Origin of the sequence: Streptomyces bullii (assembly GCF_042657145.1) — a bacterium.
GTDB classification, from domain to species: domain Bacteria; phylum Actinomycetota; class Actinomycetes; order Streptomycetales; family Streptomycetaceae; genus Streptomyces; species Streptomyces bullii.
Genome location: NZ_JBHSNY010000010.1, coordinates 170,774 through 194,701, shown reverse-complemented (window position 1 = coordinate 194,701; position 23,928 = coordinate 170,774). Strand labels below are relative to the sequence as shown.

At 72.8% G+C, this 23,928-nt stretch carries 22 protein-coding genes, 6 tRNA genes and 1 pseudogene; 20 read left to right on the top strand and 9 right to left on the bottom strand.

Going from position 1 to position 23,928, the window contains the following annotated elements:
• The first annotated feature begins 366 nt into the window (after positions 1 to 366).
• From ACFPZJ_RS28050 to ACFPZJ_RS28010, 9 genes are all read left to right on the top strand, one after another.
• The gene (locus ACFPZJ_RS28050; protein ID WP_381027113.1) at positions 367 to 1,410 is read left to right on the top strand and encodes a methionine ABC transporter ATP-binding protein; all 1,044 of its coding nucleotides are present in this window, start codon (positions 367 to 369) and stop codon (positions 1,408 to 1,410) included.
• A complete protein-coding gene (locus tag ACFPZJ_RS28045) occupies positions 1,407 to 2,144 on the top strand; it encodes a methionine ABC transporter permease (RefSeq protein WP_381027111.1) in 738 nt (245 codons plus the stop codon). Before ACFPZJ_RS28050 ends, ACFPZJ_RS28045 begins: the two co-directional genes overlap by 4 nt.
• 86 nt (positions 2,145 to 2,230) lie before the next feature.
• The gene (locus tag ACFPZJ_RS28040; RefSeq protein WP_381027108.1) at positions 2,231 to 3,061 is read left to right on the top strand and encodes a MetQ/NlpA family ABC transporter substrate-binding protein; all 831 of its coding nucleotides are present in this window, start codon (positions 2,231 to 2,233) and stop codon (positions 3,059 to 3,061) included.
• Positions 3,062 to 3,200: 139 nt separating this feature from the next.
• Positions 3,201 to 3,833, top strand: a complete 633-nt coding sequence (locus ACFPZJ_RS28035) for a GNAT family N-acetyltransferase (RefSeq protein WP_381027106.1) — start codon at positions 3,201 to 3,203, stop codon at positions 3,831 to 3,833.
• Between the two features lie 266 nt (positions 3,834 to 4,099).
• Positions 4,100 to 5,311, top strand: a complete 1,212-nt coding sequence (cbiE, locus tag ACFPZJ_RS28030) for a precorrin-6y C5,15-methyltransferase (decarboxylating) subunit CbiE (RefSeq protein WP_381027103.1) — start codon at positions 4,100 to 4,102, stop codon at positions 5,309 to 5,311.
• A 367-nt stretch (positions 5,312 to 5,678) separates the two neighbouring features.
• The gene (gene cobT / locus ACFPZJ_RS28025; protein WP_381027100.1) at positions 5,679 to 10,052 is read left to right on the top strand and encodes a nicotinate-nucleotide--dimethylbenzimidazole phosphoribosyltransferase; all 4,374 of its coding nucleotides are present in this window, start codon (positions 5,679 to 5,681) and stop codon (positions 10,050 to 10,052) included.
• Between the two features lie 148 nt (positions 10,053 to 10,200).
• Entirely contained in the window at positions 10,201 to 11,433 is a 1,233-nt protein-coding gene (cobA, locus tag ACFPZJ_RS28020; protein ID WP_381027097.1) for a uroporphyrinogen-III C-methyltransferase, read from the top strand.
• A 63-nt stretch (positions 11,434 to 11,496) separates the two neighbouring features.
• Positions 11,497 to 12,315, top strand: coding sequence for a TrmH family RNA methyltransferase (locus tag ACFPZJ_RS28015; protein WP_381027094.1), 819 nt, complete (start codon positions 11,497 to 11,499; stop codon positions 12,313 to 12,315).
• A gap of 9 nt (positions 12,316 to 12,324) precedes the next feature.
• The gene (locus tag ACFPZJ_RS28010; RefSeq protein WP_381027091.1) at positions 12,325 to 12,717 is read left to right on the top strand and encodes an NUDIX domain-containing protein; all 393 of its coding nucleotides are present in this window, start codon (positions 12,325 to 12,327) and stop codon (positions 12,715 to 12,717) included.
• Between the two features lie 38 nt (positions 12,718 to 12,755).
• Here ACFPZJ_RS28010 and ACFPZJ_RS28005 read toward each other — a convergent pair whose 3' ends face one another.
• The gene (locus ACFPZJ_RS28005) at positions 12,756 to 14,249 is read right to left on the bottom strand and encodes a serine/threonine-protein kinase (RefSeq protein ID WP_381027680.1); all 1,494 of its coding nucleotides are present in this window, start codon (positions 14,247 to 14,249) and stop codon (positions 12,756 to 12,758) included.
• A gap of 196 nt (positions 14,250 to 14,445) precedes the next feature.
• On the opposite strand from ACFPZJ_RS28005, the pseudogene ACFPZJ_RS28000 reads away from it, so the two are divergent.
• The 4 genes and pseudogenes from ACFPZJ_RS28000 to ACFPZJ_RS27985 all read left to right on the top strand — a co-directional run bounded on the left by ACFPZJ_RS28000 (position 14,446) and on the right by ACFPZJ_RS27985 (position 16,851).
• Positions 14,446 to 14,753, top strand: a pseudogene (locus tag ACFPZJ_RS28000) (hypothetical protein).
• Positions 14,754 to 14,950: 197 nt separating this feature from the next.
• Complete coding sequence (locus ACFPZJ_RS27995) at positions 14,951 to 15,148, top strand: hypothetical protein (RefSeq protein WP_381027089.1); 198 nt, start codon at positions 14,951 to 14,953, stop codon at positions 15,146 to 15,148.
• 399 nt (positions 15,149 to 15,547) lie between these two features.
• Positions 15,548 to 16,489: a phosphotransferase enzyme family protein gene (locus ACFPZJ_RS27990; protein ID WP_381027086.1), complete on the top strand. Its 942-nt coding sequence runs from the start codon at positions 15,548 to 15,550 to the stop codon at positions 16,487 to 16,489.
• Positions 16,490 to 16,566: 77 nt separating this feature from the next.
• Positions 16,567 to 16,851: a TFIIB-type zinc ribbon-containing protein gene (locus ACFPZJ_RS27985; RefSeq protein WP_381027084.1), complete on the top strand. Its 285-nt coding sequence runs from the start codon at positions 16,567 to 16,569 to the stop codon at positions 16,849 to 16,851.
• Between the two features lie 51 nt (positions 16,852 to 16,902).
• On the opposite strand, the gene ACFPZJ_RS27980 is transcribed toward ACFPZJ_RS27985, so the two are convergent.
• The 5 genes from ACFPZJ_RS27980 to ACFPZJ_RS27960 form a co-directional block, all read right to left on the bottom strand.
• A tRNA-Val gene (locus ACFPZJ_RS27980) sits at positions 16,903 to 16,974 on the bottom strand.
• Positions 16,975 to 17,008: 34 nt separating this feature from the next.
• A tRNA-Val gene (locus tag ACFPZJ_RS27975) sits at positions 17,009 to 17,080 on the bottom strand.
• A gap of 19 nt (positions 17,081 to 17,099) precedes the next feature.
• A tRNA-Val gene (locus tag ACFPZJ_RS27970) sits at positions 17,100 to 17,171 on the bottom strand.
• Position 17,172: 1 nt separating this feature from the next.
• Positions 17,173 to 17,246, bottom strand: a tRNA-Cys gene (locus ACFPZJ_RS27965).
• Between the two features lie 38 nt (positions 17,247 to 17,284).
• A tRNA-Gly gene (locus tag ACFPZJ_RS27960) sits at positions 17,285 to 17,357 on the bottom strand.
• Between the two features lie 178 nt (positions 17,358 to 17,535).
• On the opposite strand from ACFPZJ_RS27960, the gene ACFPZJ_RS27955 reads away from it, so the two are divergent.
• The 3 genes from ACFPZJ_RS27955 to ACFPZJ_RS27945 all read left to right on the top strand — a co-directional run bounded on the left by ACFPZJ_RS27955 (position 17,536) and on the right by ACFPZJ_RS27945 (position 20,286).
• Entirely contained in the window at positions 17,536 to 18,579 is a 1,044-nt protein-coding gene (locus ACFPZJ_RS27955) for a chorismate-binding protein (protein WP_381027081.1), read from the top strand.
• A complete protein-coding gene (locus tag ACFPZJ_RS27950) occupies positions 18,576 to 19,397 on the top strand; it encodes an aminotransferase class IV (RefSeq protein WP_381027078.1) in 822 nt (273 codons plus the stop codon). The genes ACFPZJ_RS27955 and ACFPZJ_RS27950 overlap by 4 nt, the downstream gene beginning before the upstream one ends.
• A 64-nt stretch (positions 19,398 to 19,461) precedes the next feature.
• Entirely contained in the window at positions 19,462 to 20,286 is an 825-nt protein-coding gene (locus tag ACFPZJ_RS27945; protein WP_381027075.1) for a GNAT family N-acetyltransferase, read from the top strand.
• A 24-nt stretch (positions 20,287 to 20,310) separates the two neighbouring features.
• Here ACFPZJ_RS27945 and ACFPZJ_RS27940 read toward each other — a convergent pair whose 3' ends face one another.
• Complete coding sequence (locus ACFPZJ_RS27940) at positions 20,311 to 20,835, bottom strand: DsbA family protein (protein ID WP_381027072.1); 525 nt, start codon at positions 20,833 to 20,835, stop codon at positions 20,311 to 20,313.
• Between the two features lie 161 nt (positions 20,836 to 20,996).
• Between ACFPZJ_RS27940 and ACFPZJ_RS27935 the strand changes: the two genes are divergently transcribed.
• Together ACFPZJ_RS27935 and ACFPZJ_RS27930 are read left to right on the top strand one after the other, a co-directional pair.
• Positions 20,997 to 21,482 carry a hypothetical protein gene (locus tag ACFPZJ_RS27935; RefSeq protein WP_381027069.1) on the top strand — a complete coding sequence of 162 codons (486 nt, stop codon included), beginning with the start codon at positions 20,997 to 20,999 and terminating at the stop codon, positions 21,480 to 21,482.
• 155 nt (positions 21,483 to 21,637) lie between these two features.
• On the top strand, positions 21,638 to 21,790 hold the full coding sequence (locus ACFPZJ_RS27930) for a hypothetical protein (RefSeq protein ID WP_381027067.1): 153 nt from the start codon (positions 21,638 to 21,640) through the stop codon (positions 21,788 to 21,790).
• A gap of 85 nt (positions 21,791 to 21,875) precedes the next feature.
• Here the strand turns inward: ACFPZJ_RS27930 and ACFPZJ_RS27925 are convergent, their stop codons facing one another.
• Positions 21,876 to 22,436 carry a CGNR zinc finger domain-containing protein gene (locus tag ACFPZJ_RS27925; protein WP_381027064.1) on the bottom strand — a complete coding sequence of 187 codons (561 nt, stop codon included), beginning with the start codon at positions 22,434 to 22,436 and terminating at the stop codon, positions 21,876 to 21,878.
• Between the two features lie 272 nt (positions 22,437 to 22,708).
• Positions 22,709 to 23,122 carry an SsgA family sporulation/cell division regulator gene (locus tag ACFPZJ_RS27920; RefSeq protein WP_004002642.1) on the bottom strand — a complete coding sequence of 138 codons (414 nt, stop codon included), beginning with the start codon at positions 23,120 to 23,122 and terminating at the stop codon, positions 22,709 to 22,711.
• Between the two features lie 191 nt (positions 23,123 to 23,313).
• On the opposite strand from ACFPZJ_RS27920, the gene ACFPZJ_RS27915 reads away from it, so the two are divergent.
• A complete protein-coding gene (locus ACFPZJ_RS27915; RefSeq protein WP_381027062.1) occupies positions 23,314 to 23,769 on the top strand; it encodes a TIGR02611 family protein in 456 nt (151 codons plus the stop codon).
• Positions 23,770 to 23,848: 79 nt separating this feature from the next.
• Positions 23,849 to 23,920: transfer RNA gene (locus ACFPZJ_RS27910), tRNA-Val, on the top strand.
• Positions 23,921 to 23,928 lie beyond the last annotated feature (8 nt).

Here is a 23,928-nt window from a genome sequence, read left to right as displayed (position 1 = left end):
GGTGCCCGGTCAGGACCGTACGCATGTTTTACTGATCGCATGACCACGACGAGCGACCGCATCCCTGCGACCGAGGCGACCCCGACGCCCGGTGCTCGTTGCATGGGTCGCGCGCACTGTATGTGCCGAATGTGTGCTTTCTAGAGGGCCCCTGCACCACCTGAGCCTCGCGCCCCGAAGCGAGAGCCCGCTCATGTCCGCGCGTACGCACGGCGTACCCGACTGAGTCACGCCCCGCGCACACCGCCTTCTCCCCGGTTCCACCGCGTTCGCGAGAGCCGTGCTGCGCCCAGGCTGCTTCGACCCTGAACGCCTCGTGCCGGCGCCCACACCCGCGCCGCGCACTCGACAGTGACGGAAACCCACGTGATCACCACCTCGGGCCTGACCAAGGTCTACCGCTCACGCGGACGCGAGGTCACCGCCCTGGACGGCGTCGACCTGCACGTCCGCGAAGGCGAGGTGTACGGCGTCATCGGCCAGTCCGGCGCCGGCAAGTCCTCGCTCATCCGCTGCGTCAACCTGCTGGAACGCCCCACCGCGGGCACCGTGACGGTCGACGGGCAGGACCTCACCGCCCTGGCCGGTCGCGGACCGCGCGCCGGCAGGGAACTGCGGCGGGTGCGCAGCCGTATCGGCATGGTCTTCCAGCACTTCAACCTGCTGGCCTCCCGGACCGTGCAGGACAACGTCGAACTGCCGCTGGAGATCCTCGGCAAGTCCGGGAAGGACCGCTCCCGCAAGGCGCTGGAACTGCTCGACCTGGTAGGCCTCGCCGACAAGGCAAAGGCCTACCCGGCCCAGCTCTCCGGCGGCCAGAAGCAGCGCGTCGGCATCGCCCGCGCCCTCGCCGGCGACCCCAAGGTGCTGCTGTCCGACGAGGCCACCAGCGCCCTCGACCCGGAGACCACCCGCTCGATCCTGACGCTGCTGCGCGATCTGAACCGGCAGCTCGGTCTGACCGTCCTGCTCATCACGCACGAGATGGACGTGGTGAAGTCGATCTGCGACTCGGCCGCCCTCATGGACAGGGGCCGCGTCGTCGAGTCCGGCACGGTGAGCGAACTCCTGGCCACCCCGGGCTCCGAACTGGCCTCCGCGCTGTTCCCGCTCGGCGGTGCGGCCTCCGCCGACGACCGCACCGTCCTCGACGTCACCTTCCAGGGCGAGAGCGCGACCCAGCCGGTCATCTCCCAGCTCGCCCGCACCTACAACATCGACATATCGATCCTCGGTGCCGCCATCGACACCGTCGGCGGCCTCCAGGTCGGCCGCATGCGCCTCGAACTGCCCGGCCGCTACGAGGACAACGTCGTACCGATCGGCTTCCTGCGCGAACAGGGGCTGCACATCGATGTCCTGGGCGCCTCCGGCGACGCGCCCGCGCTGGTCAAGGAGGGCGCCAAGTGACCTGGTCCGAGATGCAGCCGCTGCTGGCACAGGCCTGTACCGAGACGCTGGTCATGGTCGGCTGGTCCACCCTGATCGCCGTCCTCGGCGGCCTTCCCCTCGGCATCCTGCTCGTCCTCACCGACAAGGGCGGCCTGCTGCAGAGCACCGTGCTGAACAAGGCCATCGGGCAGGTCGTGAACGTCGGCCGCTCGATGCCGTTCATCATCCTCATGGTCGCGCTGATGAGCTTCACCCGCTGGGTGACGGGCACGACCATCGGCAGTGAGGCCGCGATCGTGCCGCTCGCCATCGGCGGCATCCCCTTCTTCGCGCGCCTGGTCGAGACGGCCGTCCGCGAAGTGGACCACGGGCTCGTCGAGGCCGTGCAGGCCATGGGCGGCAACACCTGGACCATCGTCCGCAAGGTCCTCGTGCCCGAGGCGCTCCCGTCGCTCATCGCCAGCACGACCACCACGGTCATCGCCCTGATCGGTTACTCGGCCATGGCCGGCACGGTCGGCGGCGGCGGACTCGGCGACCTCGCCGTCCGCTACGGCTACCAGCGCTTCGAGACCGGCCTGATGTGGATCACCGTCGCGATCCTCGCCGTCGTCATCTCGCTGATCCAGTTCGCCGGCGACCACGCCGCGCGCACCCTGCACCGCCGCGGCGGCCGCTCCGGCCCCGGCCCGAAGCTCCGGCTGCTCAGGGCCAAGGAGCCCGCGGCGGCCGACGTCAGCAAGGTCGCCTGAGACCCGCGCCGGCGTAACCCCTTACCCCCTGACTCCCCGTTCCACCCAAGACGGGGTCGCACCACCCATAAGGAAAGGCACTTTTCGTGCGTAACACCGCCAAGTTCACCACCGCCGTCCTCGCCACCGGAGCCCTCACCTTCGGGCTCACCGCCTGCGGCTCGGGCAAGGACTCCGCCTCCGCCGACACCTCCGGCCCGCTGGTCGTCGCCGCCAGCCCCGTCCCGCACGCCGAGATCCTGACCTACGTCAAGGACAACCTGGCGAAGAAGGCGGGGCTCGACCTGGAGGTCAAGGAGTTCACCGACTACGTCACGCCGAACACGGCGACGGAGGACGGCTCGGCGGGCGCCAACTACTTCCAGAACCAGCCGTACCTCGACGACTTCAACAAGAAGAACGGCACCCACATCGTGCCCGTCGTCACGGTCCACCTGGAGCCTCTCGGCCTGTACTCCCACAAGGTCAAGAAGGCCGACGACCTCAAGAGCGGTGCGACCGTCGCCATCCCCAACGACACCGTCAACGAGGCCCGGGCGCTGAAGCTGCTCGCCGCCAACGGTCTGATCACGCTCAAGGACGGCGTCGGCAACGAGGCGACTCCCTCGGACATCACCAAGAACCCCAAGAACCTCAAGTTCAAGGAGCTGGAGGCGGCCCAGACCTCGCGCTCCCTGGACGACGTGGACGCCGCCGTCATCAACGGCAACTACGCCATCGAGTCCGACCTGAAGCCCGCCGAGGACGCCCTCGTCCTGGAGTCCGCGAAGAACAACCCGTACGGCAACTTCCTCGCGGTCAAGAAGGGCAACGAGGGCGACCCGCGCGTCAAGAAGCTCGCCGAGCTCCTCACCTCGCCCGAGGTCAGGAAGTTCATCGAGGACAAGTACGCCGGCTCCGTGATCGCCTCCTTCTGAGGCGCCCGCCGAGCCGCAGGCACCCACGGGGTGCCCTCCCGAGCGGGAGGGCACCCCGTGGTGCGGTTCGGTGCTTTCATGCTGCATGCTGGGCAGTTCAGCAGGCCCTGAAGGTTTTCCGAAGGTTACGGAGTGGCGCATGACAGGCACCTTCCCCGACGTCTCCCTCAGCACGGAGCGGTTGGTTCTGCGCCCCTTCGAGGAGCCGGACGTCGAGGCGTTCGCCGAGATGATGAACGACGAACTCGTCACCGCCTGGACCTCCGTGCCGCAGCCCTACACCGAGGCCGACGCCCGACACTGGATCACCGACCTCGCCCCCGCCGAACGCACCGAGGGCCGCGGCATCGTCTTCGCCGTCACCGAGTTCCTCACCCAGCGCCTCGTCGGCGTCGTACACCTGAAGAACACCGACTGGCGGGTGCGCTCCAGCGAGATGGCCTACGTCATCGCGCCCTGGGCCCGTGGCGAGGGCTACGCCTCCGAAGCCGCTCTCGCCGCCGCGCAGTGGCTCTTCCACGACCAGAAGTTCGAACGGCTGGAACTGCGCACCGCCGCCGACAACACCGCCTCCCAGCAGGTGGCCCAGAAGATCGGCTGCATCAGCGAGGGCGTGCTGCGGGGCGCCTGGATAGCACGGAGCAGAGCGGACAACGGCGAGTGGACCGACGTCCGCACCGACCTCATCGTCTGGAGCCTGCTGCCCGAGGACCTGGAGGGCGTCGGCGACCAGCTGACCGGCGGCTTCACCTCGTTCGACGACTGGAACTGATCCCACGGCCCGGGCTCCGGCGCACCCGCCGGCGCGTTCACCGGGTACCCTCACGGAGCCCGCCCGCGGGCCGTTCGCACCACCACCGCCCGGCCTCACCCGCCGGCACCACCCGGAGCGACCGCGCACGGACGACCTGCTCCGGACAACGAGCTCCCACGGCACGCTCCGGACCACCAGCTCGCAACGACCTGAACCGGACAACCTGCACGACCTGCCCCGAACGACCTGCACCACCTGCGAGAACCACCAGGAGACTGACGACGATGGCCGACCGGGTCACGGTGATCGGCTGGGACGGCTCGCCGCTGACCGCCGCGGCACGCGCCGCCCTGGGCGCCGCCACGCTGGTGGCCGGTGCCGCCCACCACCTCGCGCTTGCCGAGGTGCCCCCGACCGCCGAGCGCATCCGTCTCGGCAGCGTCGCCCTCGCCGCCCGCCGCATCGCCGCCCACCGCGGCACCGCCGTCGTGCTCGCCGACGGCGACCCCGGCTTCTTCGGCGTCGTACGCACCCTGCGCGCGCCCGAGTTCGGCCTGGAGGTCGAGGTCGTCCCCGCCGTCTCCTCCGTCGCCGCCGCCTTCGCCCGCGCCGGGATGCCGTGGGACGACGCCCACGTGGTCGTCGCACACCCCCGCACCCTGCGACGCGCGGTGAACGTCTGCCGAGCCCACACCAAAGTCGCGGTCCTGACCTCACCCGGCGCCGGACCCGCCGAACTCGGCCTGCTCCTGGAGGGAATCCACCGCACCTTCGTCATCTGCGAGGAACTGGGCACCGCACGCGAGCAGGTCACCGTCGTCACCTCGGACAAGGCCGCCGACCACACCTGGCGCGATCCCAACGTCGTCATCGTCATCGGCGGCCCGGCCGCCGCGGGCGAGTCGGGCGGCTGGATCGCCGGACGCGACCCGTCCACCGGACCGCGCGGCTGGTCGCGGCCTGCCGCGGCGTACGGCGGCGACCTCGGCGAGAGCGAGACCGACCTGCTCCGCACCTCCCAACTCGCCCGGCTGGGACCGCGCCTCGGCGACCTCGTGTGGGACATCGGCTGCGGCAGCGGCGCCTTCGCCGTCGAGGCCGCGCGCGCCGGCGCCGCCGTCATCGCCGTCGACAGCGACCTCAACGCCTGCGCCCGCACGGACGCCACCGCCCGCCGCTGGGGCGTCCAGCTCCAGATCGTCCACGGCACCGCCCCGCACGTCCTGGAGAGACTCCCCGAACCGGACGTCGTCCGCGTCGCCGGCGGGGGAGCGGCCGTGGTCTCCGCGGTCGCCGACCGCCGCCCGCAGCGCATCGTCACCCACGCCGCCACCCGCGACGCCGCCGAACTCATCGGCCGCGACCTGACCGAACACGGCTACCGCGTCGAGTGCGCCCTCCTGCAGTCCGTCGAACTCGACACCAGGGCCTGGACGGAGAAGGAACGGAGCGTCGCGTTCCTGCTCAGCGGGGTTCTGCCGGACCGCGCGCCCTGACCCTCATACCGTCCCCGTGATCGGGTTGTCGTACCGCGCGCGGTAGGCTGGCCGATCGCTGCACCGCACTCGGACGCCCGGCGGTTCGTCGGTCAATGTCCGGAAAACCCACCCCATTTGGGATGGGTGTGGTACGGCAGAACCGGAGGACGCGCAACGTGGCGCAGTCCACAGCGGAACCGTCGCCGATCATGCTGTCGCGACGGCGGTACGGCCGCGACAATGCCAGTGAATGGTTTTGTCGCCTTTTCCGGGCGCGCCGTTCGTGCCGCTGAGGACGCACGCTCGTTCTTCACTGTGGGGCGGTCAGTGCGCCGTTCCGGGTGAGCTGGTCGTAGAAGCACTAACCGATGGGCGAGGGGTACGCATGACCGACACCGGCCAGGTCCCGGGCGAGGGGCTGCCGGAGAACGCAGGCATGGTGGAGCAGCCGGGCGCCCCCGCGCACGGCTCGTACGCCTACCTCTCCGAAACCACCGCCGAGGACGAAGACCTGCTACTGCCGGGCGCCCAGGGCGCCTGGGGCAACGAGGTCCCGCCGCCCGCGCCGGAGCCGGTCGTCGAGACCGTGCACCAGCCGGACGCGCACGAACTCTCCGGCCGCGACAGCGGCTCGGTCGACCTCGGCGGCGTGCGTCTGCCCGACCCCCCGCCGATCCCGCCCATCACCCCGCGCCGGCCGCTGCACCTCGGCCCGCCCATCCCCGACACCTCCGCCAGCCCGGTCCGCTCCCTCGCCGACCGCGGCCCGGCGGCCGTGCCGGTACGGCAGCCCGGCCCGCCCACGACGGGTGGCCCCGAGTACCTCGACGCCCCCCCTGCGCAGGAGACGCCCGCGCAGGTGCCCGCGCAGTCGGCGGTGCCCTGGGGCGCGCAGGCCGTGGCTCAGGCCCCGGTGAGCGCCGGGGAGGCGCCTGGGGAAACGGTTGTCCCGGCGCCCGCGCCCGCGCACGAGTCGGCGCAGGAGCCGGTGGGCGCCGCGCAGGCGGTGATCGCCCGGGTCGCGACGGAGGCGGGCACGGCGACCGTCGGCGCGCCGACGGACCAGGGCGCGGCTGCGGAGCAGCCGGCGGAGGCCGGGCGGGCAGTGCGGGCTCCGCAGGGTGCGCAGGAAACGGAGGCCGTGGGCGAGCAGGGTGGTGCGGCGCTGTCCGACCAGGCCGCGCCTGCTGAGGGCGCCGTGGCGGGCGCGGGGCAGGAGCCGTCGTCCGAGGCCCCCGCCGGTGAGGTCGCCCAAAGCCTTGCCCAGGATCCGGGCGAGGGAGGAGAAACGGGCGTACCCGTGGTTTCCGCCGAGAGCGACGGCCGGACCGCCGCCGCCCCGGTCGGCGAGGCCGCGCAGGGGCAGGCGGTCTCGGACACCGGACCGGTTGACGAGACGGTCCAGTCCCAGCAAGTCGCCGCCGCTCCGGAGCAGGCCCAGGTGCCCGACGCCACGTCGGCGGCCGACGCTCCGGTGGCTGCCTCTCCTGAAACCCCGGTGGCCGAGTCCACCGTCGCCGAGCCGGCGACCGCACCCGAGGCCGTCGCCGACCAGTCCGCCCCGGAGCCGAACGGGGCTGAGGCCGTCGTGCCCGCGGGAGAGACCGGCCCTGACGCCGTCGTGCCCGCTCCTGCGGGGACCGCTTCTGAGAGTGTGGCGCAGGCGCCTGAGGCGACCGCCTCCGAATCGGGCCCCGAGGCCGGCGGTCCGGAGACAGCCGCGCCCGTTGCCGAGGCGGCCGTCCCCGGGGCCGTCGCGCCCGCTGTCGACGGGGCTGCCCCGGAGGCGGCTCCCCAGGCTCCGGAGGCCGTCGGCCCGGAGACGGCTCAGGCCGCGGGCACGGTCGCGTCCGAGGCCGCGCAGGCCGCCGAGACCGTCGGCCCCGAGTCTGCTCACGCCGCCGGAACCGTCGGCCTTGAGACGGCTCAGGCCCACGAGACGGCTCAGGCCCACGAGACCGCTCAGGCCCACGAGACCGCTCAAGCCCCCGAGACGTTCGCCGCCCCGGCCCAGCCCACCGACACCGCCGTGCCCGCCCCCGCAGCCGAGCCGGTCGCGTCCGCCCCCACGGCGGAGTCGATGGCGCCCGCCCCCGCATCCCTCCAGCCGGCGGCGCCGGCCCCGGGAGAGACCATCGAGACAGCGCCCCTCCCGGAGTCCGCGCCCGCGGCCGCCCCACAGGCGCCGCAGTCGGCACACGGCTCCCCGGCCCCCGCCGAGGACGTCTCCGCCGCAGCCCCTGAACCGCCGCACCCGCAGGCGGGCACCGACCCGGCCCCGCAGGTCGCTCAGGTCGACAGCGCACCGGCCACCCAGCACCCGCAGGCGGACACCGTGCCCGTCGCAGGCCCGGCGCAGGGACACCCCGAGCAGCAGCCCCTCCCGCAGGCCCAGCCGCACGACCCGCAGCCGGTGCAGGGCCCGCAGCAGGCCCAGGCCGTCCAGCCCGCCGCCGAAGTGCCCGCAGCGCCCGAGGCGCAGGTGTCCCTCCCGGAACAGCCGGGCCCGGTGGACGCCGCTCCCCAGGGCGTGGACGCGCCCGCCCCCGCAACCGGCGAGGCGGCGACGCCCCCCGCTCCCGCCCCGGCCGCCGCCCAGCCTGCCGGAGCACAGGCCGTGGAGCCTCCCGCCCCCGACGCGGCGCCCACGGCCGCCCCCGAGGCGCAGGACGAGCCCGGCCCCGGCGACGCTTCCGTCCAGCCCGGCGGCGTCCCTCAGGAGACCGGCCCCGGTGAGCCCGTCGGCCAGTTCCCGCCGGCCGAGGGCTCCGAACCGAGCGCGCACCCGGCGCCGGACCCCGCCGCCACTGTCCCCGCACCCCGCGCGGCCGAGGCGGCACGGGCCGGAGCGCACACCGCGCCGGATCCCGAACTGGTGCAGAACGCGGACGACCTGGACACCCGGGCCGCGGACCAGGAAGACCAGGAAGACCACAACCACCGGAACGACCGGCGAGACCAGCAGGTCGAGCAGGTCCAGGAAGAAGAGAGCACGGCCGCAGTGGCAGAAGAACGACAGCCCACGGGCCCGGCCGCGCCCCCGTACGACGACGCCGAGCGCGAGGCCGTCCTGAAGGTCATGCGCGAACGCCGCGACATCCGCAACGGCTTCCGCAGCGACCCCATCCCGCACGAGGTGCTGCTCCGCGTCCTGGAGGCCGCCCACACCGCGCCCTCCGTCGGCCACTCTCAGCCCTGGGACTTCGTCGTCATCCGCTCGGCGGACACCCGCCGCAGCATGCACGAACTGGCCATGCGCCAGCGCGAGGCCTACGCGAAGTCTCTCCCCAAGGGCCGGGCGAAGCAGTTCAAGGAACTGAAGATCGAGGCCATCCTCGACACCCCGGTGAACATCGTCGTCACCGCCGACCCGACCCGCGGCGGCCGCCACACCCTGGGCCGTCACACGCAGCCGCAGATGGCGCCGTACTCCGCCGCGCTGGCCGTGGAGAACCTCTGGCTCGCCGCCCGCGCCGAGGGCCTCGGCGTCGGCTGGGTCAGCTTCTTCGACGAGCGCGAGATGGTCCGCGCCCTCGGCCTGCCCGAGCACCTGGAGGTCATCGCCTACCTGTGCGTCGGGTACGTCGACGAGTTCCCGGACGAGCCGGAGCTGATGCAGGCAGGCTGGTCCAAGCGCCGCCCGCTGTCGTGGGTCGTGCACGAGGAGACGTACGGCCGCCGCGCCCTGCCCGGGGAGGACCCCCACGACCTGCTCGCCGAAACCGTCGCACAGATCCGCCCGCTGGACGCCAAGGCGCTCGGCGAGGCCTGGGAGCGGCAGAAGCGCATGACCAAGCCGGCGGGTGCACTCGGCATGCTGGAGATCATCTCCGCGCAGCTGTCGGGCCTGTCCCGCCAGTGCCCGCCGCCGATCCCGGAGCCCGCCGCCGTCGCGATCTTCGCCGGTGACCACGGCGTGCACGCCCAGGGCGTTACCCCCTGGCCGCAGGAGGTCACCGCCCAGATGGTGGCGAACTTCCTCGGCGGGGGAGCGGTCTGCAACGCCTTCGCCACCCAGGTCGGCGCGGAGGTGTGCGTCGTGGACGTCGGTGTCGCCGCCGACCTGCCGGCGACGCCCGGGCTGCTGCCCCGCAAGGTCCGCGCGGGCACGTCCGACATGACCACCGGCCCCGCGATGACCCGCGAGGAGGCCAAGAAGGCCATCGAGGTGGGCATTGAGACGGCCCGCGACCTGGTGGCGGCCGGCAACAAGGCGCTGCTGACGGGCGAGATGGGCATCGCCAACACGACGGCGTCCGCCGCGCTCATCTCCGTCTTCACGGGCGCCGACCCGGCCGAGGTCACGGGCCGGGGCACCGGCATCAACGACGAGACCCTCGCCCGCAAGACCGAGGTCGTCCGCCGCGCGCTGGAACTGCACCAGCCGGACCCGGCCGACCCGATCGGCGTCCTCGCCGCGATCGGCGGCTTCGAGCACGCCGCCATCGTCGGTCTGCTCCTCGGCGGCGCCTCCCTGCGTACCCCGGTGATCCTGGACGGCGTCAGCGCCGGCGCCGCGGCCCTCGTGGCCCGCGCGATCGCCCCCGAGGTGCTGGCCGCATGCATCGCGGGCCACCGCAGCGCCGAGCCCGGCCATGTCGCCGCGCTCAACAAGCTCGGCCTGCGCCCGCTCGTCGACCTCGACCTGCGCCTGGGCGAGGGCACGGGCGCGCTGCTCGCCCTGCCGCTGGTGCAGAGCACGGCACGGGCGATGCACGAGGTCGCGACGTTCGACTCGGCGGGAGTCACCGAGAAGTAGCGTCCGGCCGGGGTGGGGTCCACGAGCGGTCCGTCGCCGGCACCCCACCCCCGCCGTACGCTGAACCCACGTCTAAAATCCGCACGTCAGGGCTGCTCCAGAGCCGTAGCGCCCATCGCACGCCGCCTGCCCGAGGAGCCGCACCCTCATGGCCGAACACCCCGCCTACCCCGTAGGCCTCCGCCTCACCGGCCGTCGCGTGGTCGTCCTCGGCGGCGGCCAGGTCGCCCAACGCCGCCTCCCGGCCCTCATCGCCGCGGGCGCGGACATCCTCCTCGTCTCCCCGGAGGCGACCCCGTCCGTCGAGGCGATGGCGGACGCCGGCGAGATCACCTGGGAGCGGCGCCGGTACGCGGAGGGCGACCTCGCGGACGCCTGGTACGCCCTGATCGCCACCAGCGACCCCGAGGCCAACCGCGCGGCCTCCGCCGAGGCCGAACGCCATCGCGTCTGGTGCGTCCGCTCCGACGACGCCGACGCCGCGACCGCCTGGACCCCGGCCACCGGCACCAGCGAGGGCGTCACGGTCGCCGTCCTGACCACGGACGCGCGCGGCCGCGACCCCCGCCACACCGCCGCCGTCCGTGACGCGGTCGTCGAGGGCCTGCGCGACGGCACCCTCGTGGCCCCGCACCACCGCACCCGTACCCCGGGAGTCGCCCTCGTCGGCGGCGGCCCCGGCGACCCGGACCTGATCACCGTGCGCGGCCGCCGCCTCCTCGCCGAGGCCGACGTCGTCATCGCCGACCGCCTCGGCCCGCGCGACCTGCTCGCCGAACTCCCGCCGCACGTCGAGGTGATCGACGCGGCGAAGATCCCGTACGGCCGTTTCATGGCGCAGGAGGCCATCAACAACGCGCTGATCGAGCACGCCAAGCAGGGCAAGTCGGTCGTCCGGCTGAAGGGCGGCGATCCATACGTCTTCGGCCGGGGCATGGAGGAGCTCCAGGCGCTGGCCGAGGCGGGCATCCCCTGCACGGTCGTGCCCGGCATCTCCAGCTCCATCTCGGTGCCGGGCGCGGCCGGCATCCCGGTCACCCACCGGGGCGTCGCCCACGAGTTCACCGTGGTCAGCGGGCACGTGGCCCCCGACGACGAGCGCTCCCTGGTCGACTGGCCGTCGCTGGCCAAGCTGACCGGCACGCTGGTGATCCTCATGGGCGTCGACAAGATCGGCAAGATCGCCGAGACGCTCGTCGCGCACGGCAAGTCCCCGGACACCCCGGTCGCCCTGGTGCAGGAGGGCACGACGGCCGCCCAGCGCCGCGTCGACGCCACCCTCGCCACGGTCGCCGAGACGGTCCGTACCCACGAGGTCAGGCCTCCGGCAGTCATCGTCATCGGCGAGGTCGTCGGCGTCGGCCCGCGAGGCCTGGAGTAACCCCGGGTAACACGACCGATCCCAGCCGTTGGCACCGCACTCAGGACGAGGCAGTATCACCCTGTGGCCGATCTCATCACCGTCGAGGACCCCGACGACCCGCGCCTGCGCGACTACACGGGCCTGACCGACGTCGAACTGCGCCGCAAGCGCGAACCGGCCGAGGGCCTTTTCATCGCCGAGGGCGAGAAGGTCATCAGACGGGCCAAGGAAGCGGGCTACGAGATGCGCTCCATGCTGCTCTCGGCCAAGTGGGTCGACGTCATGCGCGACGTCATCGACGAGCTCCCGGCCCCGGTGTACGCGGTCAGCCCAGAGCTCGCCGAGCAGGTCACCGGCTACCACGTGCACCGCGGCGCTCTCGCCTCCATGCAGCGCAAGCCCCTGCCCACGGCCGCCGAACTCCTGCGCACCGCCCGCCGGGTCGTGATCATGGAGTCGGTCAACGACCACACCAACATCGGCGCGATCTTCCGCTCGGCCGCCGCCCTCGGCATGGACGCGGTCCTGCTCTCCCCGGACTGCGCGGACCCCCTGTACCGCCGCAGCGTGAAGGTTTCGATGGGCGCGGTCTTCTCCGTCCCCTACGCCCGTCTGGACACCTGGCCCAAGGGGCTGGATTCGGTCCGCGAGGCGGGCTTCACGCTCCTCGCCCTCACCCCGGACGAGAAGGCCAGGCCGCTCGACGAGGCCGCCCCGCACCGGATGGACCGCGTGGCCCTCATGCTCGGCGCCGAGGGCGACGGCCTGTCCACCCAGGCGCTGGTCGCCGCCGACGAGTGGGTGCGCATCCCGATGTCCCACGGCGTCGACTCCCTCAACGTGGGCGCGGCGGCGGCCGTGGCCTTCTACGCGGTGGCCACCGGCCGTCCCCGCGACTAGGAGGCGGCTGTGGAGCAGCGCCACGCGATCGTCGCCGTACTGCTGCGCGGCCACCGAGTCCTCGCGATCCGGCGCGGCCCCGCGGTCGCCCGCCCCGGCTACTGGCAACCGCTCAGCGGCAAGGTCGAACCGGGCGAGACACAGGAGCAGGCGCTGGTCCGCGAAGTCCGCGAGGAGGTCGGCCTGACCGTCGAGCCCCTGGCGAAGGTCTGGGAGTCGGAGACCGACGACGGCCGTTTTCGCCTGCACTGGTGGACCGCCCGCGCCGACTGCGGAGAGGTGGTCCCCGACCCCGCCGAGGTCGCCGACACCCGCTGGGTCACCCCGCGGGAGTTCCTCGCCCTGAACCCCGTCTTCGACGGCGACCGCGAGTTCTTCGAACGGATCCTGCCGGAGCTGTGACCCGCCGCCCGGCCCGGGCGCGCATCCTGGGGGCCGGCCTAGTCGTCCTGCTCCAGCACCGACTCGTACCGCTGGGACATGAGCCCGTCCTCGTCCAGCGGCTTGAAGTCCTGCCGCACCTGCTCCTGCGGCACCCGTTCGCCGTCACCGCCGAGTCCCCGCGACGGGCCCTGGCAGCCCTGTACGAGGGCGATGCCGAGCGCCACCAGCAGCGTCACCACGACGAACACGAACAGCCGCTGGCGCAGCAGCCGCGGATTGGCCGGTCGCGGCCGCCGTCCGGTCCCCGTGTTCCTGGCCGCCGGGCGTCCGGTGCCGCGAGAGACGGGGCGGTTCCCGGTGCCGGAGCGCGTGGTGGTGCGGGAGGCGGGTGTGGGGCGCGCGGCACCCGGCCGCGACGGCGTACCTCCCGTACGCGCGCCGCTGCCCCGGGAGGCGACGCTGTCCCGCGCGGCGCCGCCACCTCGCGAGCTGCTGTTGCCGCGCGACGGGGTCACGCCCCGTGCCCCGCCCCGGGAAGGAACTCCACCGCGTGCCGGAGCGGCACCGCGCGGCGGGGGAGTCACCTGACCACCCTGCGCGCCGGCCCCCTGCTGTCCGTGCGGGCGGCGCTGGGCGCGCTCGGGGTAGCTGTCGGCGAGCCGCCCGGTGGGCCGGTCGGCCTCGCCGGCCCGCGGCGAGGGCGGACGCACGTCGGCGAGGCCCTGCGCCTCCCGAGCGGCGATCTCCTTGAGCCGCAGCGACAGTTGGAGCGTGCTGGGCCGCTCCTCCGGGTCCTTGGCCAGACAGGCCTGGATGAGCGGTGCCAGGGCGTCCGGCACGCCGTGCAGGTGCGGCTCCTCGTGCACCACGCGGTACAGCATCACCTCGGAACTGCCGTGCCCGAAGGGCGAGTCGCCCATCGACGCGTACGCGAGCGTGGCACCGAGCGAGAAGACGTCGGTGGCCGGTGTGACGGCCGCCCCGCGCACCTGCTCCGGCGCGAGGAAGCCGGGGGAGCCGACCGCCGTGCCGACGTGCGTGAGCGTCGAGGCGCCGGTCGCCCAGGCGATGCCGAAGTCGATGATCCGCGGCCCCTTCGGGGACAGCAGGATGTTGGACGGCTTCAGGTCCCGGTGCACGACCCCGGCCTCGTGCACGGCGACCAGCCCCTCCGACAGGGCGGCCCCGATGGAGGCGACCTCGGCCGCACCGAGCGGCCCCTCCTCGGCTACCTTGTCGTGCAGCGAGGGCCCGGGCACGTACTGCGTGGCGAACCACGGCCGGTCCGCCTCGAGGTCGGCCGCCACCAGCCGCGCCGTGCACCCGCCGCGGATCCGCCGGGCCGCCGAGACCTCACGCGCGAACCGCGAGCGGAACTCCTGATCCTCCGCCAGGTCAGGGCGGATGACCTTCAGTGCGACTCGCTGCCCCTTCTTGTCGGAACCCAGGTAGACAACGCCCATTCCGCCCGCGCCGAGCCGTCTGTGTAGCTTGAACGAGCCGACGACGCGCGGGTCCTCGCGCCTCAGGCGCATCATCGCCATGTCCATCCCCGCTGCCCGGTCCGTGTGACGTGGCACAGCTTACGTTTCCACGGCCGCCCGCGCGCAGAGGCCGCGCCCTCTCGCACCGATCGATTGTCAGGGGCGGGCGGGGCACGTGAAGGATGGTCAGGGGGTATGCCGGCAGGGCTGGTTCGCACCGTTCGTGATCCCAACCACCCGCAGTGGAAGGAGGATTGGCCCCGTGAAGGGCGATGACGTCGAGTCGGTCGGGGACGCCGGAGACCGCAGGCGCGGGTACGAGGGGGCGGCGAGCGGGGCAGGGCACCGCGTGGAGACGACGGTACGCCGGGGCGTGGTCGAAGTGAGCGAAGTCACCCGATGGGGGTTCCCCCACGCCTTTTACGCAGTGGGGGAGGATCTGTCGTGCGGGCGGCCCGCTTCATGGCGAATCGGGTGCCGACGCTGCTGGAACAGCCGGTTCCGTGTGAGGACAGCCCGGAGGAAACAGGACAGACGGGGCGCCCCCTCCGGGAAGACCCTGAAACCTAGGACCCCGTCTCCACCCAGGGGAGTACTCCGCAGGTCATGGCTCATCCTCCGGGAGGCCCGGCAAGCGGTACGAGGGCATGACGACCGCCGCGCGCCGGACGCCTAGATTTGAGGTCAAGCGGCGGGTGCAGCACTCGTCCCCCGAGGTCAGACACCCGCCGCTGTCAACCACAACAGAGACGGTCAGGAGAGGGACCATGGCCTACACGGCACCGCGGACACTGCTCCGCACGCAGGGGCGTACGACGCTCCGTCCGCGCCGTCAGGGTCGCCGCCACCCCCTGGTGGCGACGCTCATGGCCCTTCCCCTGGCGGCCCTGCTTCTCGTCGTCTTCGACGGCTGGGAGACGGTGGCCACACAGGCGTCGTCCGTGGGCGTGATGCTGGGGCGCTGAGCGGCGACCCCAGGCCCGGAAGAGCGGTCCGGGCGGGGACATCCACCCATGAAACCCCGTGGGGACGGGGGTGCGGCGGACGGCACAGATGCCGGCGCAGCTGGGGAGCTGCGCCGGCATTGCTTTTGCCTTGAGACAGGAGATGCCCGGAGGCGGCACGACGCCGGCTCGCGCAACCGTCGTGGGCGGCCAGGCGCCCACCTCGCCCAACCAGAGAAAGCGGAGCTCGGCGGTCCACCGCGCGCGCTCCGCGCACGTGGTGTCCGGCGGCCCGCCCCACGCGACCCGCAAACGCGGCACCCGGCAGCCCACCCCACGCCACCCGAAAACGGAGGCCAGCGGCGCACCCGGCGGGACCCCACGTACCCTCGCCACCACACCCCCACCGCAGGGAGCCCCGTGACCGCAGCACCTCCCCTCCTCCCCGACCTGACCGCCCAGGTCACAGCCACGGCGCACACCCGCGCCTCAGCCTGCCCCTGCGGGATCACCGCCACCCTCGCCGACCGCCCCGACGGCACCGTCGTCCGCCACGCGGACACCGTCGCCAAGGCCCACGCCCCGGACACCCACCCCACGGACCTGACCCGCCGCCTGACCGTCGCCGTCGGCCTCCCGGACGTGCTCCTGCCCCCACTCGTCCCGACGCCGGCCGCACTGCACGGGCGGCTCGTGACCTTCTGGCCGTACGGCACCCCGGTCGACCCGGACGACCCCGACGCGGCACCCTGGGAGGCCGCCGGCACACTCCTCGCGCGGCTGCACCGCGCTCCCGCCCCCGCGGACCTGCCCCGTATGCGCGGCCCCGCCAAGGCGGCCCGGGCCGTCGCCCGCCTCCGGGACGCCGTCCCCCACCCCGCCGCCACGCCCGTCCTGGACGCCTGGGCGGCGCTGCCCGCCTGGGCCAGGGCCGAGGCCCCGATGCCCGACACCTCCACCCTGTGCCACGGCGACCTCCATCTCGGCCAGCTCGTACGCCACCCCGCCCCGGCCGGCCCCTGGCTGCTCATCGACGTCGACGACCTGGGCACCGGCGTCCCGGCCTGGGACCTGGCCCGCCCGGCGGCCTGGTACGCCTGCGGACTGCTCCCGCCCGACGAGTGGGCCCGCTTCCTCACCGCCTACCGGCTCGCCGGCGGCCCGGCCGTCCCCGCGGACGGCGACCCCTGGCCCGCCCTGGACGTCCCCGCCCGGGCCCTCACCGTGCAGAGCGCCGCCCGGGCGATCGCCAAGGCCGTCGCGGCGGGACGCGCCCTGGACGAGGTGGAGGAGTCGCTCGTGGACGCCTGTGCGCGCATGGCGTCCGTACCGCCGCAGTTGGCGCAGAGGGACGCGAAGTAGGGTGCAACCGACCGCGGCCGGACAGAGTCTGTCCTGGCGGTACCCGAAGCAGGACCGACCGGCGAGGAGTTGAGCCCATGCAGTGTCCGAAGTGCCACGCACCGATGCACACCTACAACCGCAACGGCGTCCAGATCGAGCAGTGCGCCAACTGCCGCGGGATCTTCCTGGACTACGGCGAGCTGGAGGCGCTGACCCGTCTGGAGGCCCAGTGGTCCCAGCCTGCGCCGCCGCCCCCGCCCGCCGCGCAGGCGTACCCGCCGGCCCCGCCAGCCCCCGCGTGGGGCGCCCCGCACGGCGGTCACGGTCACCACGGCCACCGCCGCAACAAGAGCTTCGGCCACATGCTCTTCTCGTCCTGACACGGCCGAGCCCCCGGCCGTACGGGACGGCCGGGGGCTGGTGGTGCGGTGTGGACGATACTGGGATTGAACCAGTGACCTCTTCCGTGTCAGGGAAGCGCTCTCCCGCTGAGCTAATCGTCCTCGGGACCGCGGTCCGAAGATCGCGGGTGCTGCGTGCGCGATACTGGGATTGAACCAGTGACCTCTTCCGTGTCAGGGAAGCGCTCTCCCGCTGAGCTAATCGCGCGGGGGATCCGAAGATCCAGTGGACGATACTGGGATTGAACCAGTGACCTCTTCCGTGTCAGGGAAGCGCTCTCCCGCTGAGCTAATCGTCCTTGGAGGTGGAGACGGGATTTGAACCCGTGTAGACGGCTTTGCAGGCCGTTGCCTCGCCTCTCGGCCACTCCACCAGGAGTGTAGGGGACCGGGACGATCCCCTGTTCCTTCGAGCGGACGACGAGGCTCGAACTCGCGACCTCAACCTTGGCAAGGTTGCGCTCTACCAACTGAGCTACGTCCGCTTGTCGTTTCGATCCGCTCTCGCGGCTCGGCGACGTGTTGAACTCTAGCGGATTCCGGGGCCAGTACAAAAACGCGTTTGTGCAGCGTGCTGCGCTGCGCCTGCTCAGAGACCCGCCGAGGGTCCCCGGAGGGACAGGGCCAGGTCACCCGGAGGACACCCGCCATAGACTCGACAGCGTGCTCGACCTCCCTCCTCTCGCCCGCTTCGGCGACCGCTTCGCCACCGGCCTCCTCGATGTCACCGACGATCCCGCGGCCCTGGACTCCCGTGGCTTCTGGGCCGTGTGCGCGGACTTCGAGGGCCGTCTGACCTGTGCCCGGTTCCGGGAGGTACGGGAGCAGGCCGTACCCGCTCCGGTGCCGGGTGCGTGGCGGGGTCCGGCCGCCGGTGACTGGACGTCCTCGCTCGACCACGCCTCGTACACGGCCGCCGTACGGCGCATACGCGAGCACATCGCGGCCGGCGAGGTCTACCAGGCGAACCTCTGCCGCGTGCTGTCCGCACCCGTCGAGCCCGGCGCGGACGTGGACGCGCTCATCGCGCTGCTGGCGCGAGGCAACCCGGCGCCGTACGCAGGAACGATCCGCCTGCCCGGGCACGGCGTGGAGATCGCCACCGCCTCCCCCGAACTGTTCCTGCGCAGGAACGGGCGGACCGTCGAGTCCGGACCGATCAAGGGCACCGGGCGCACCGAGGCGGACCTGCTGGAGAAGGACTACGCCGAGAACGTGATGATCGTGGACCTGGTCCGCAACGACATCGGGCGGGTCTGCGCCACCGGCAGCGTGACCGTCCCCGACCTGTGCGTCGTCGAGAAGCACCCCGGGCTCGTCCACCTCGTCTCGACGGTACGCGGTGAGCTGCGGGCCGGTGCCGGATGGCCCGAACTGCTCGCCGCCGCCTTCCCGCCCGGCTCGGTCACCGGCGCGCCGAAGTCGAGCGCCCTGCGGATCATCGACGCGCTGGAGACGGCGCCCCGGGGCCCGTACTGCGGCGGCATCGGCTGGGTCGACGCCGACCGGGGCGTCGGAGAGCTGGCCGTCGGGATCCGCACCTTCTGGATCGACCGGGAGGACGGCGTGCTGCGGTTCGGCACCGGCGCCGGCATCACCTGGGGGTCCGACCCCGAGGGAGAGTGGCGCGAGACCGAGCTGAAGGCGTCCCGGCTGCTCGCGGTAGCGTCGGGAGCGTACGAGGTGAGTGAAGGGACCCTGACGTGAAGATCTGGCTCGACGGCGGGCTGCAGGACATCGAGTCCGCCCGCGTCTCCGTCTTCGACCACGGACTGACCGTGGGCGACGGCATCTTCGAGACGGTGAAGGCGGTCGACGGCCGCCCCTTCGCCCTCACCCGGCACCTGGACCGGATGACCCGCTCGGCGCGCGGCCTCGGCCTGCCCGACCCCGACCTCGACGAGGTGCGCCGCGCCTGCGCCGCCGTCCTCGACACCAACCCGATGCCGCTCGGCCGGCTGCGCATCACCTACACCGGCGGCCACGGCCCGCTCGGTTCCGACCGCGGCGAGCACGGCCCGACCCTGGTGGTCGCCCTCGGCGAGACCACCCGCCGCCCCGACTCCACCGCCGTGATCACCGTCCCCTGGGCCCGCAACGAGCGAGGGGCGCTCACCGGACTGAAGACGACCTCGTACGCCGAGAACGTCGTCGCCCTCTCCCGCGCCCACCAACAGGGCGCCTCGGAGGCCCTGTTCGGCAACACCGTCGGCCAGCTCTGCGAGGGCACCGGGTCGAACGTCTTCGTCGTCCTGGACGGCGAGATCCACACCCCGCCGCTGTCCTCCGGCTGCCTGGCGGGCGTCACGCGCGCGCTGACGGTCGAGTGGACCGGCGCGAAGGAGACCGACCTGCCGCTGGACGTCCTGGAGCGGGCCGACGAGGTCTTCCTCACCTCCACCCTGCGGGACGTCCAGGCCGTGCACCGCGTCGACGGGCGCGAACTGCCGGGCGCACCGGGGCCGGTGACCGCCAAGGCCATGCGGATCTTCGACGAGCGGTCCGGGGACGACCTCGATCCGTAGCGGATCCGCAGCGGCGGAGAACATGGGGCTGACGCGGGCCGCGGCAGCGGGTAGAACACCCCTGATGACCACGACCCTGCGGCCCGCCGAGCCGCTTCAGAACAACGCCGACGGCACGCGTTCGCGCCGCTACCGGGTGTGCGTGAACAGCCGTCCCGTGGGCGCGGTGCACCTCGCCACCCATCCCGTCTTCGGCACCGCCGTCGCCCGGGTCCTGGACCTGCGTATCGAGGAGCCGGACCGCCGGCGCGGCCGGGGCACGGTGGCCGCGCTCGCCGCCGAGGAGGTGGCGCGCGGCTGGGGCTGCCGGCGTATCGAGGCGTCGGTCCCCGCCACCGCCGAGACGGCGTTCCGGCTGGCCACGGCACTCGGCTACGTCGTCCGCAACCGCGCCATGGCCAAGCCGCTCGGCGACACCCCGCCGGTGCTGCCCGAGGGCAGCCGCGCGCGGCCCATGACGGAGGACGAGTTCGGGCCCTGGCTGGCCAAGGGCAAGGAGGACTACGCCCGGGCCTGGATCGAGCGCGGCGTTCCGGAGGCCGAGGCCCGGGCCAAGTCAGAGAAGGACCACGCAACCCTGCTGCCGGACGGCCACGGCACGCCGGGCATGCTGCTCAGCGTCCTCGAACACGAGGGGACGCCGGTGGGCACCCTGTGGCTGGCGGTGCGTGACGAGGACGCCTTCGTGTTCGACGTCGAGACCGACGCCGCCCACCGCGGCAGGGGGCACGGACGCACGCTGATGCTGCTGGCCGAGGCCCAGGCGATCGCCGCGGGGCAGCGAACCATCGGTCTCAACGTCTTCGCGGGCAACACCCCGGCCGAGCGGCTCTACGAGTCACTCGGCTACGAGACGACGCAGTACGCCCTCTACAAGCAGTTGCTGTGAGCCCGGGGCAGGAGACGGGGGCGGTCAGCCCCGCTGCTCGGCCAGCAGCCGGTCGGCGATCTCCTCGACGCGCTCGCGCAGCCCCTCCTGGCTCTTTCCGCCGTCCAGGCGCTCGCCGCCGATGACGTACGTCGGGGTGCCGGTCACACCGATGGCCTTGCCCTCGGCCTGGTCGGCGTCCACGATCAGGATGTGCCGGCCGTCGATCAGCGCGGTGTCGAACTCCTCGGCGTCCAGGCCGAGTTCACGCGCGACCTCGACCAGGAAGGGTTCTCCCGCACGGTCCAGCTCCTCGACCCGCTCGAGCACGGCCTCGACGTACGGCCATCCCCGGCCCTGCGCCCACGCCTCCTCGGCGGCCTGCGCGGCGGCGAAGGCGTGCCGGTGCTTCTCCAGCGGGAAGTGCCGCAGCCGTAGCTCCAGGCGGTCGCCGTAGCGGGCCCGCAGGGCACGCAGGTCGTCCAGGGCGCTGCGGCAGTCCGGGCACTGCAGCTCGCACCAGACGTCGAGGACGGGGGCGGTGGGACGGTCGGGGGAGGAGTCGCTCATGCTCCCAGTCTCCCAGCCCGGTTCCCGGCGACCCAACCGGACCTCGCAGGTCACGGCGGCCGGGGGGCGTACGCCCGCACCTGCACCTGCGGAGGAGTCGACCCGGAGATGTCCCTGATGTCCGGCCGGAGCATGGTCGAGCCGGGTCCGCGAGGTGCAGGATGGAAGGACGAAGTGCCCGCCACCCGACCGAGCCCTGCCTGGAGGACCGGATGATCGCCGAGACAGTCTGCTCCGCCGTGTCCGCGGCCGGCCTGGGCATCGCGGCGGTGACGGCGTACCGCAAACGCTTCCTCGCGGCGGCCCGTATCGCCGCCTACGCGCTCGTCCCCCTCGGCCTGGTGCTGACCGGCGTCGTCGACTGGCTGGCCGACACCGCCTTCAGCCCGACGGCCTGGGCGGGATTCGGCGTCCTCGGCCTGTCCTGGGTGCTGTTCACGACGACCCGTGTCGCGGAGCGCCGCCGGGGCGGCACCCGCAAGGAGCGCAAGGCGGCCCGGGCGGCCGGGCCCGAGGCGGTGGCACCGGCGGCCTCGGCACCCTCGCTGGGTCCGGGCTCCCGCCCGGCCGCCAAGCCGGCGGCCGCGCCCCGGGGCGACGAGGACTTCAGCGACATCGAGGCCATTCTGAAGAAGCACGGCATATGACCTGCGTACGACGCACTGAAACGACACAGTGGGTGCGGGCTCGTGCGCAAACGATCACGACGTGAACCGGACCGCACGGAAACCGGCGCACTCTCGTTCGTCGCCACTGTGCTGATCGCGTGGTGTGTGTCCCATGCGCCATCATCGCCCGCGAGATGCTGGACACGACACAGAGCAACGCCGCGCCGCCGCGGGACGAACCGCGCGGCTGCCTCTTCGCCCTATCCCAGCCACCGCTGATGATCTTCCTTGCGGTGATCGGATGTCTGCTGCTCACGGCCGCGCTGCACGACCTGCTGTTCCTGTGAGCCGTACCCGCGGTCCCCGGCGCCACCCGCCGGGGCCGCGCCGACACCGTGTCCGTGCGGCCACCGTCCGCCCCGGGGGCGTACGTCAGCCCGCCGCCTCCTTGCGTCGCGCCCGGTAGGCGGCCACATGCAGGCGGTTGCCGCAGGTGCGGCTGTCGCAGTACCGCCGTGAGCGGTTGCGGGAGAGGTCGACGAAGGCGCGCCGGCAGTCGGGGGCCTCGCAGCGCCGCAGCCTCTCCTGCTCACCGGCGACCACGAAGAACGCCAGCGCCATCCCGCAGTCGGCGGCCAGGTGGTCGGCGACGGAGGCGCCGGGGGCGAAGTAGTGCACATGCCAGTCGTAGCCGTCGTGGTCCGTGAGCCGGGGCGTGGTGCCCGCTGCGGCGACCAGCTCGTTGATCACTTTGGCGGCGGTGCGGGCGTCGGGGGCCGCGAAGACGTCGGCGAACCGGGCACGTACCTTGCGCACCGCCGACAGGTCGAACTCCGACAGCACCCCGACATCGCTCATTTTGTGGTTTCGTACGAAGTCGTCGAGAGCCGCGACGTCCGGCAGTGCGTCCGGCGCCGTGTCGTCCTCCGGCGCGGTGTTCACCAGATCCACCACGGTGTCGAGGGCGCACCGGGTGTCGTGGGTGATCAGCACGTTTCGCTCCCTGGCCTGGGGGTCGGGCGGGCGCCCGCCGATGCTGGCCGATGGTAATGGCTCCGACAAGCGTCCGAGCGGCTTCGGCCCGCACACGGCTTCGAATACAACGCCGCAACGGGCACCGCGGTTCCCCGCCGGGCGTCGATCGGCGAAAGAACCGGCGCCTCCCCGCAGTGCGAGGAGGCGCCGGTGCTTACCGTATGCGGTTGTCCGGGCCCGAGCCGTCTCCCCGAGTCGACGGCGCCGGGCGGCTTTGTGAGGGCCTCGCCCTAGCTTTCCGCCAGGATGTGCGAGAGCTCCTGGTCGAGATCGAAGTGCCGGTGTTCCGTGCCGGGCGGCACGGCGGCGTCGGTCCGCTTCAGGAAGGACTCCAGGGCCCGTGCGGGGGCCTCGAGCAGGGCCTCGCCCTCCGGGGAGCTCAGGGCGATGCAGACGACGCCCTGACCATGACTGCGCGACGGCCAGACGCGGACGTCGCCGGTGCCCGTGGGGCGGTGAAGTCCCTCGGCGAGGAGGTCGCGGGCGAACACCCACTCGACGGTCTCCTCGGCTCCGGTGTGGAAGGTGGCGTGCACGGCGTAGGGGTCGGCCGTGTCGTACCGCAGGCCTGCGGGAACAGGCAGGGAGGACTCGCTCGACACAACGAGGCGCAGGTGCAGCTCGCAGCTGACCGTGGTGTTCATAAGCGCCAGGGCCTTTCGCTCAGTGTGCGCTCGGGGATTCGCACGTCGGCGAAATCGACATGCCACCTACGGTGCCGTTGTAAACCCCTCTGAGTGTTTTGCGTGCCTTTACGTAACTCTTCCGGCCGAGAGATCCCACGCGTCGTGCCGCCATTCCGGTGACTGGTTTCGCTCCGGTAGTGTTTGGCCGTATGAATACGGGGAGTAACAGGCCGGGCGAGGTGGCCGTGGCGTCGGACGAGACGAAGGTGGACGGGGTGCACAGCGAGCAGCGGGGGCTCGGCTCGCGGGCGCCGGAATTCATCAAAGCGCGCCGCATGCTGCACCTCAGCTGGCAGGTCGGCGTCTTCGTCATCGGTCTCGCGGTCGTGGTGGCCGGCATCATCATGCTGCCGCTGCCAGGGCCGGGCTGGGTCGTGATCTTCGGCGGCATGGCGATCTGGGCGACGGAGTTCGTATGGGCCCAGTTGGTGCTGCGCTGGACCAAGCGCAAGGTCACCGAGGCGGCGGAGCGGGCCCTGGACCCGAAGGTCCGGCGCCGCAACATCATCCTGACCTCGGTCGGCCTGGTGATCGTGGGCGTTCTCGTCGGGATCTACCTGTGGAAATTCGGGATCGTCATGCCCTGGAAGATCAAGGACCAGTGACCCGTCACGGGGGTGCCGGTGCGCGGCCCGCGCTGGTCACAGGCACCCCCTGACATGGGGTAATGTTCTTCCTGCGCCCGGGCGATTAGCTCAGTGGGAGAGCGCTTCGTTCACACCGAAGAGGTCACTGGTTCGAACCCAGTATCGCCCACCCGGAAC

Bases quoted from the DNA above. Each gene is read 5' to 3' on its own strand.
- ACFPZJ_RS27985 (WP_381027084.1), top strand. From the start codon at position 16,567: ATGCAGTGTCCGAAGTGCCACGCACCGATGCACACCTACAACCGCAAC.
- cbiE (WP_381027103.1), top strand. From the start codon at position 4,100: ATGGCCGACCGGGTCACGGTGATCGGCTGGGACGGCTCGCCGCTGACC.
- ACFPZJ_RS27915 (WP_381027062.1), top strand. From the start codon at position 23,314: ATGAATACGGGGAGTAACAGGCCGGGCGAGGTGGCCGTGGCGTCGGAC.
- ACFPZJ_RS27995 (WP_381027089.1), top strand. From the start codon at position 14,951: ATGGCCTACACGGCACCGCGGACACTGCTCCGCACGCAGGGGCGTACG.
- ACFPZJ_RS27940 (WP_381027072.1), bottom strand. From the start codon at position 20,835: ATGAGCGACTCCTCCCCCGACCGTCCCACCGCCCCCGTCCTCGACGTC.
- ACFPZJ_RS28005 (WP_381027680.1), bottom strand. From the start codon at position 14,249: ATGGACATGGCGATGATGCGCCTGAGGCGCGAGGACCCGCGCGTCGTC.
- ACFPZJ_RS28035 (WP_381027106.1), top strand. From the start codon at position 3,201: ATGACAGGCACCTTCCCCGACGTCTCCCTCAGCACGGAGCGGTTGGTT.
- cobA (WP_381027097.1), top strand. From the start codon at position 10,201: ATGGCCGAACACCCCGCCTACCCCGTAGGCCTCCGCCTCACCGGCCGT.
- ACFPZJ_RS27935 (WP_381027069.1), top strand. From the start codon at position 20,997: ATGGAAGGACGAAGTGCCCGCCACCCGACCGAGCCCTGCCTGGAGGAC.
- cobT (WP_381027100.1), top strand. From the start codon at position 5,679: ATGACCGACACCGGCCAGGTCCCGGGCGAGGGGCTGCCGGAGAACGCA.
- ACFPZJ_RS27930 (WP_381027067.1), top strand. From the start codon at position 21,638: ATGCTGGACACGACACAGAGCAACGCCGCGCCGCCGCGGGACGAACCG.
- ACFPZJ_RS27920 (WP_004002642.1), bottom strand. From the start codon at position 23,122: ATGAACACCACGGTCAGCTGCGAGCTGCACCTGCGCCTCGTTGTGTCG.
- ACFPZJ_RS27945 (WP_381027075.1), top strand. From the start codon at position 19,462: ATGACCACGACCCTGCGGCCCGCCGAGCCGCTTCAGAACAACGCCGAC.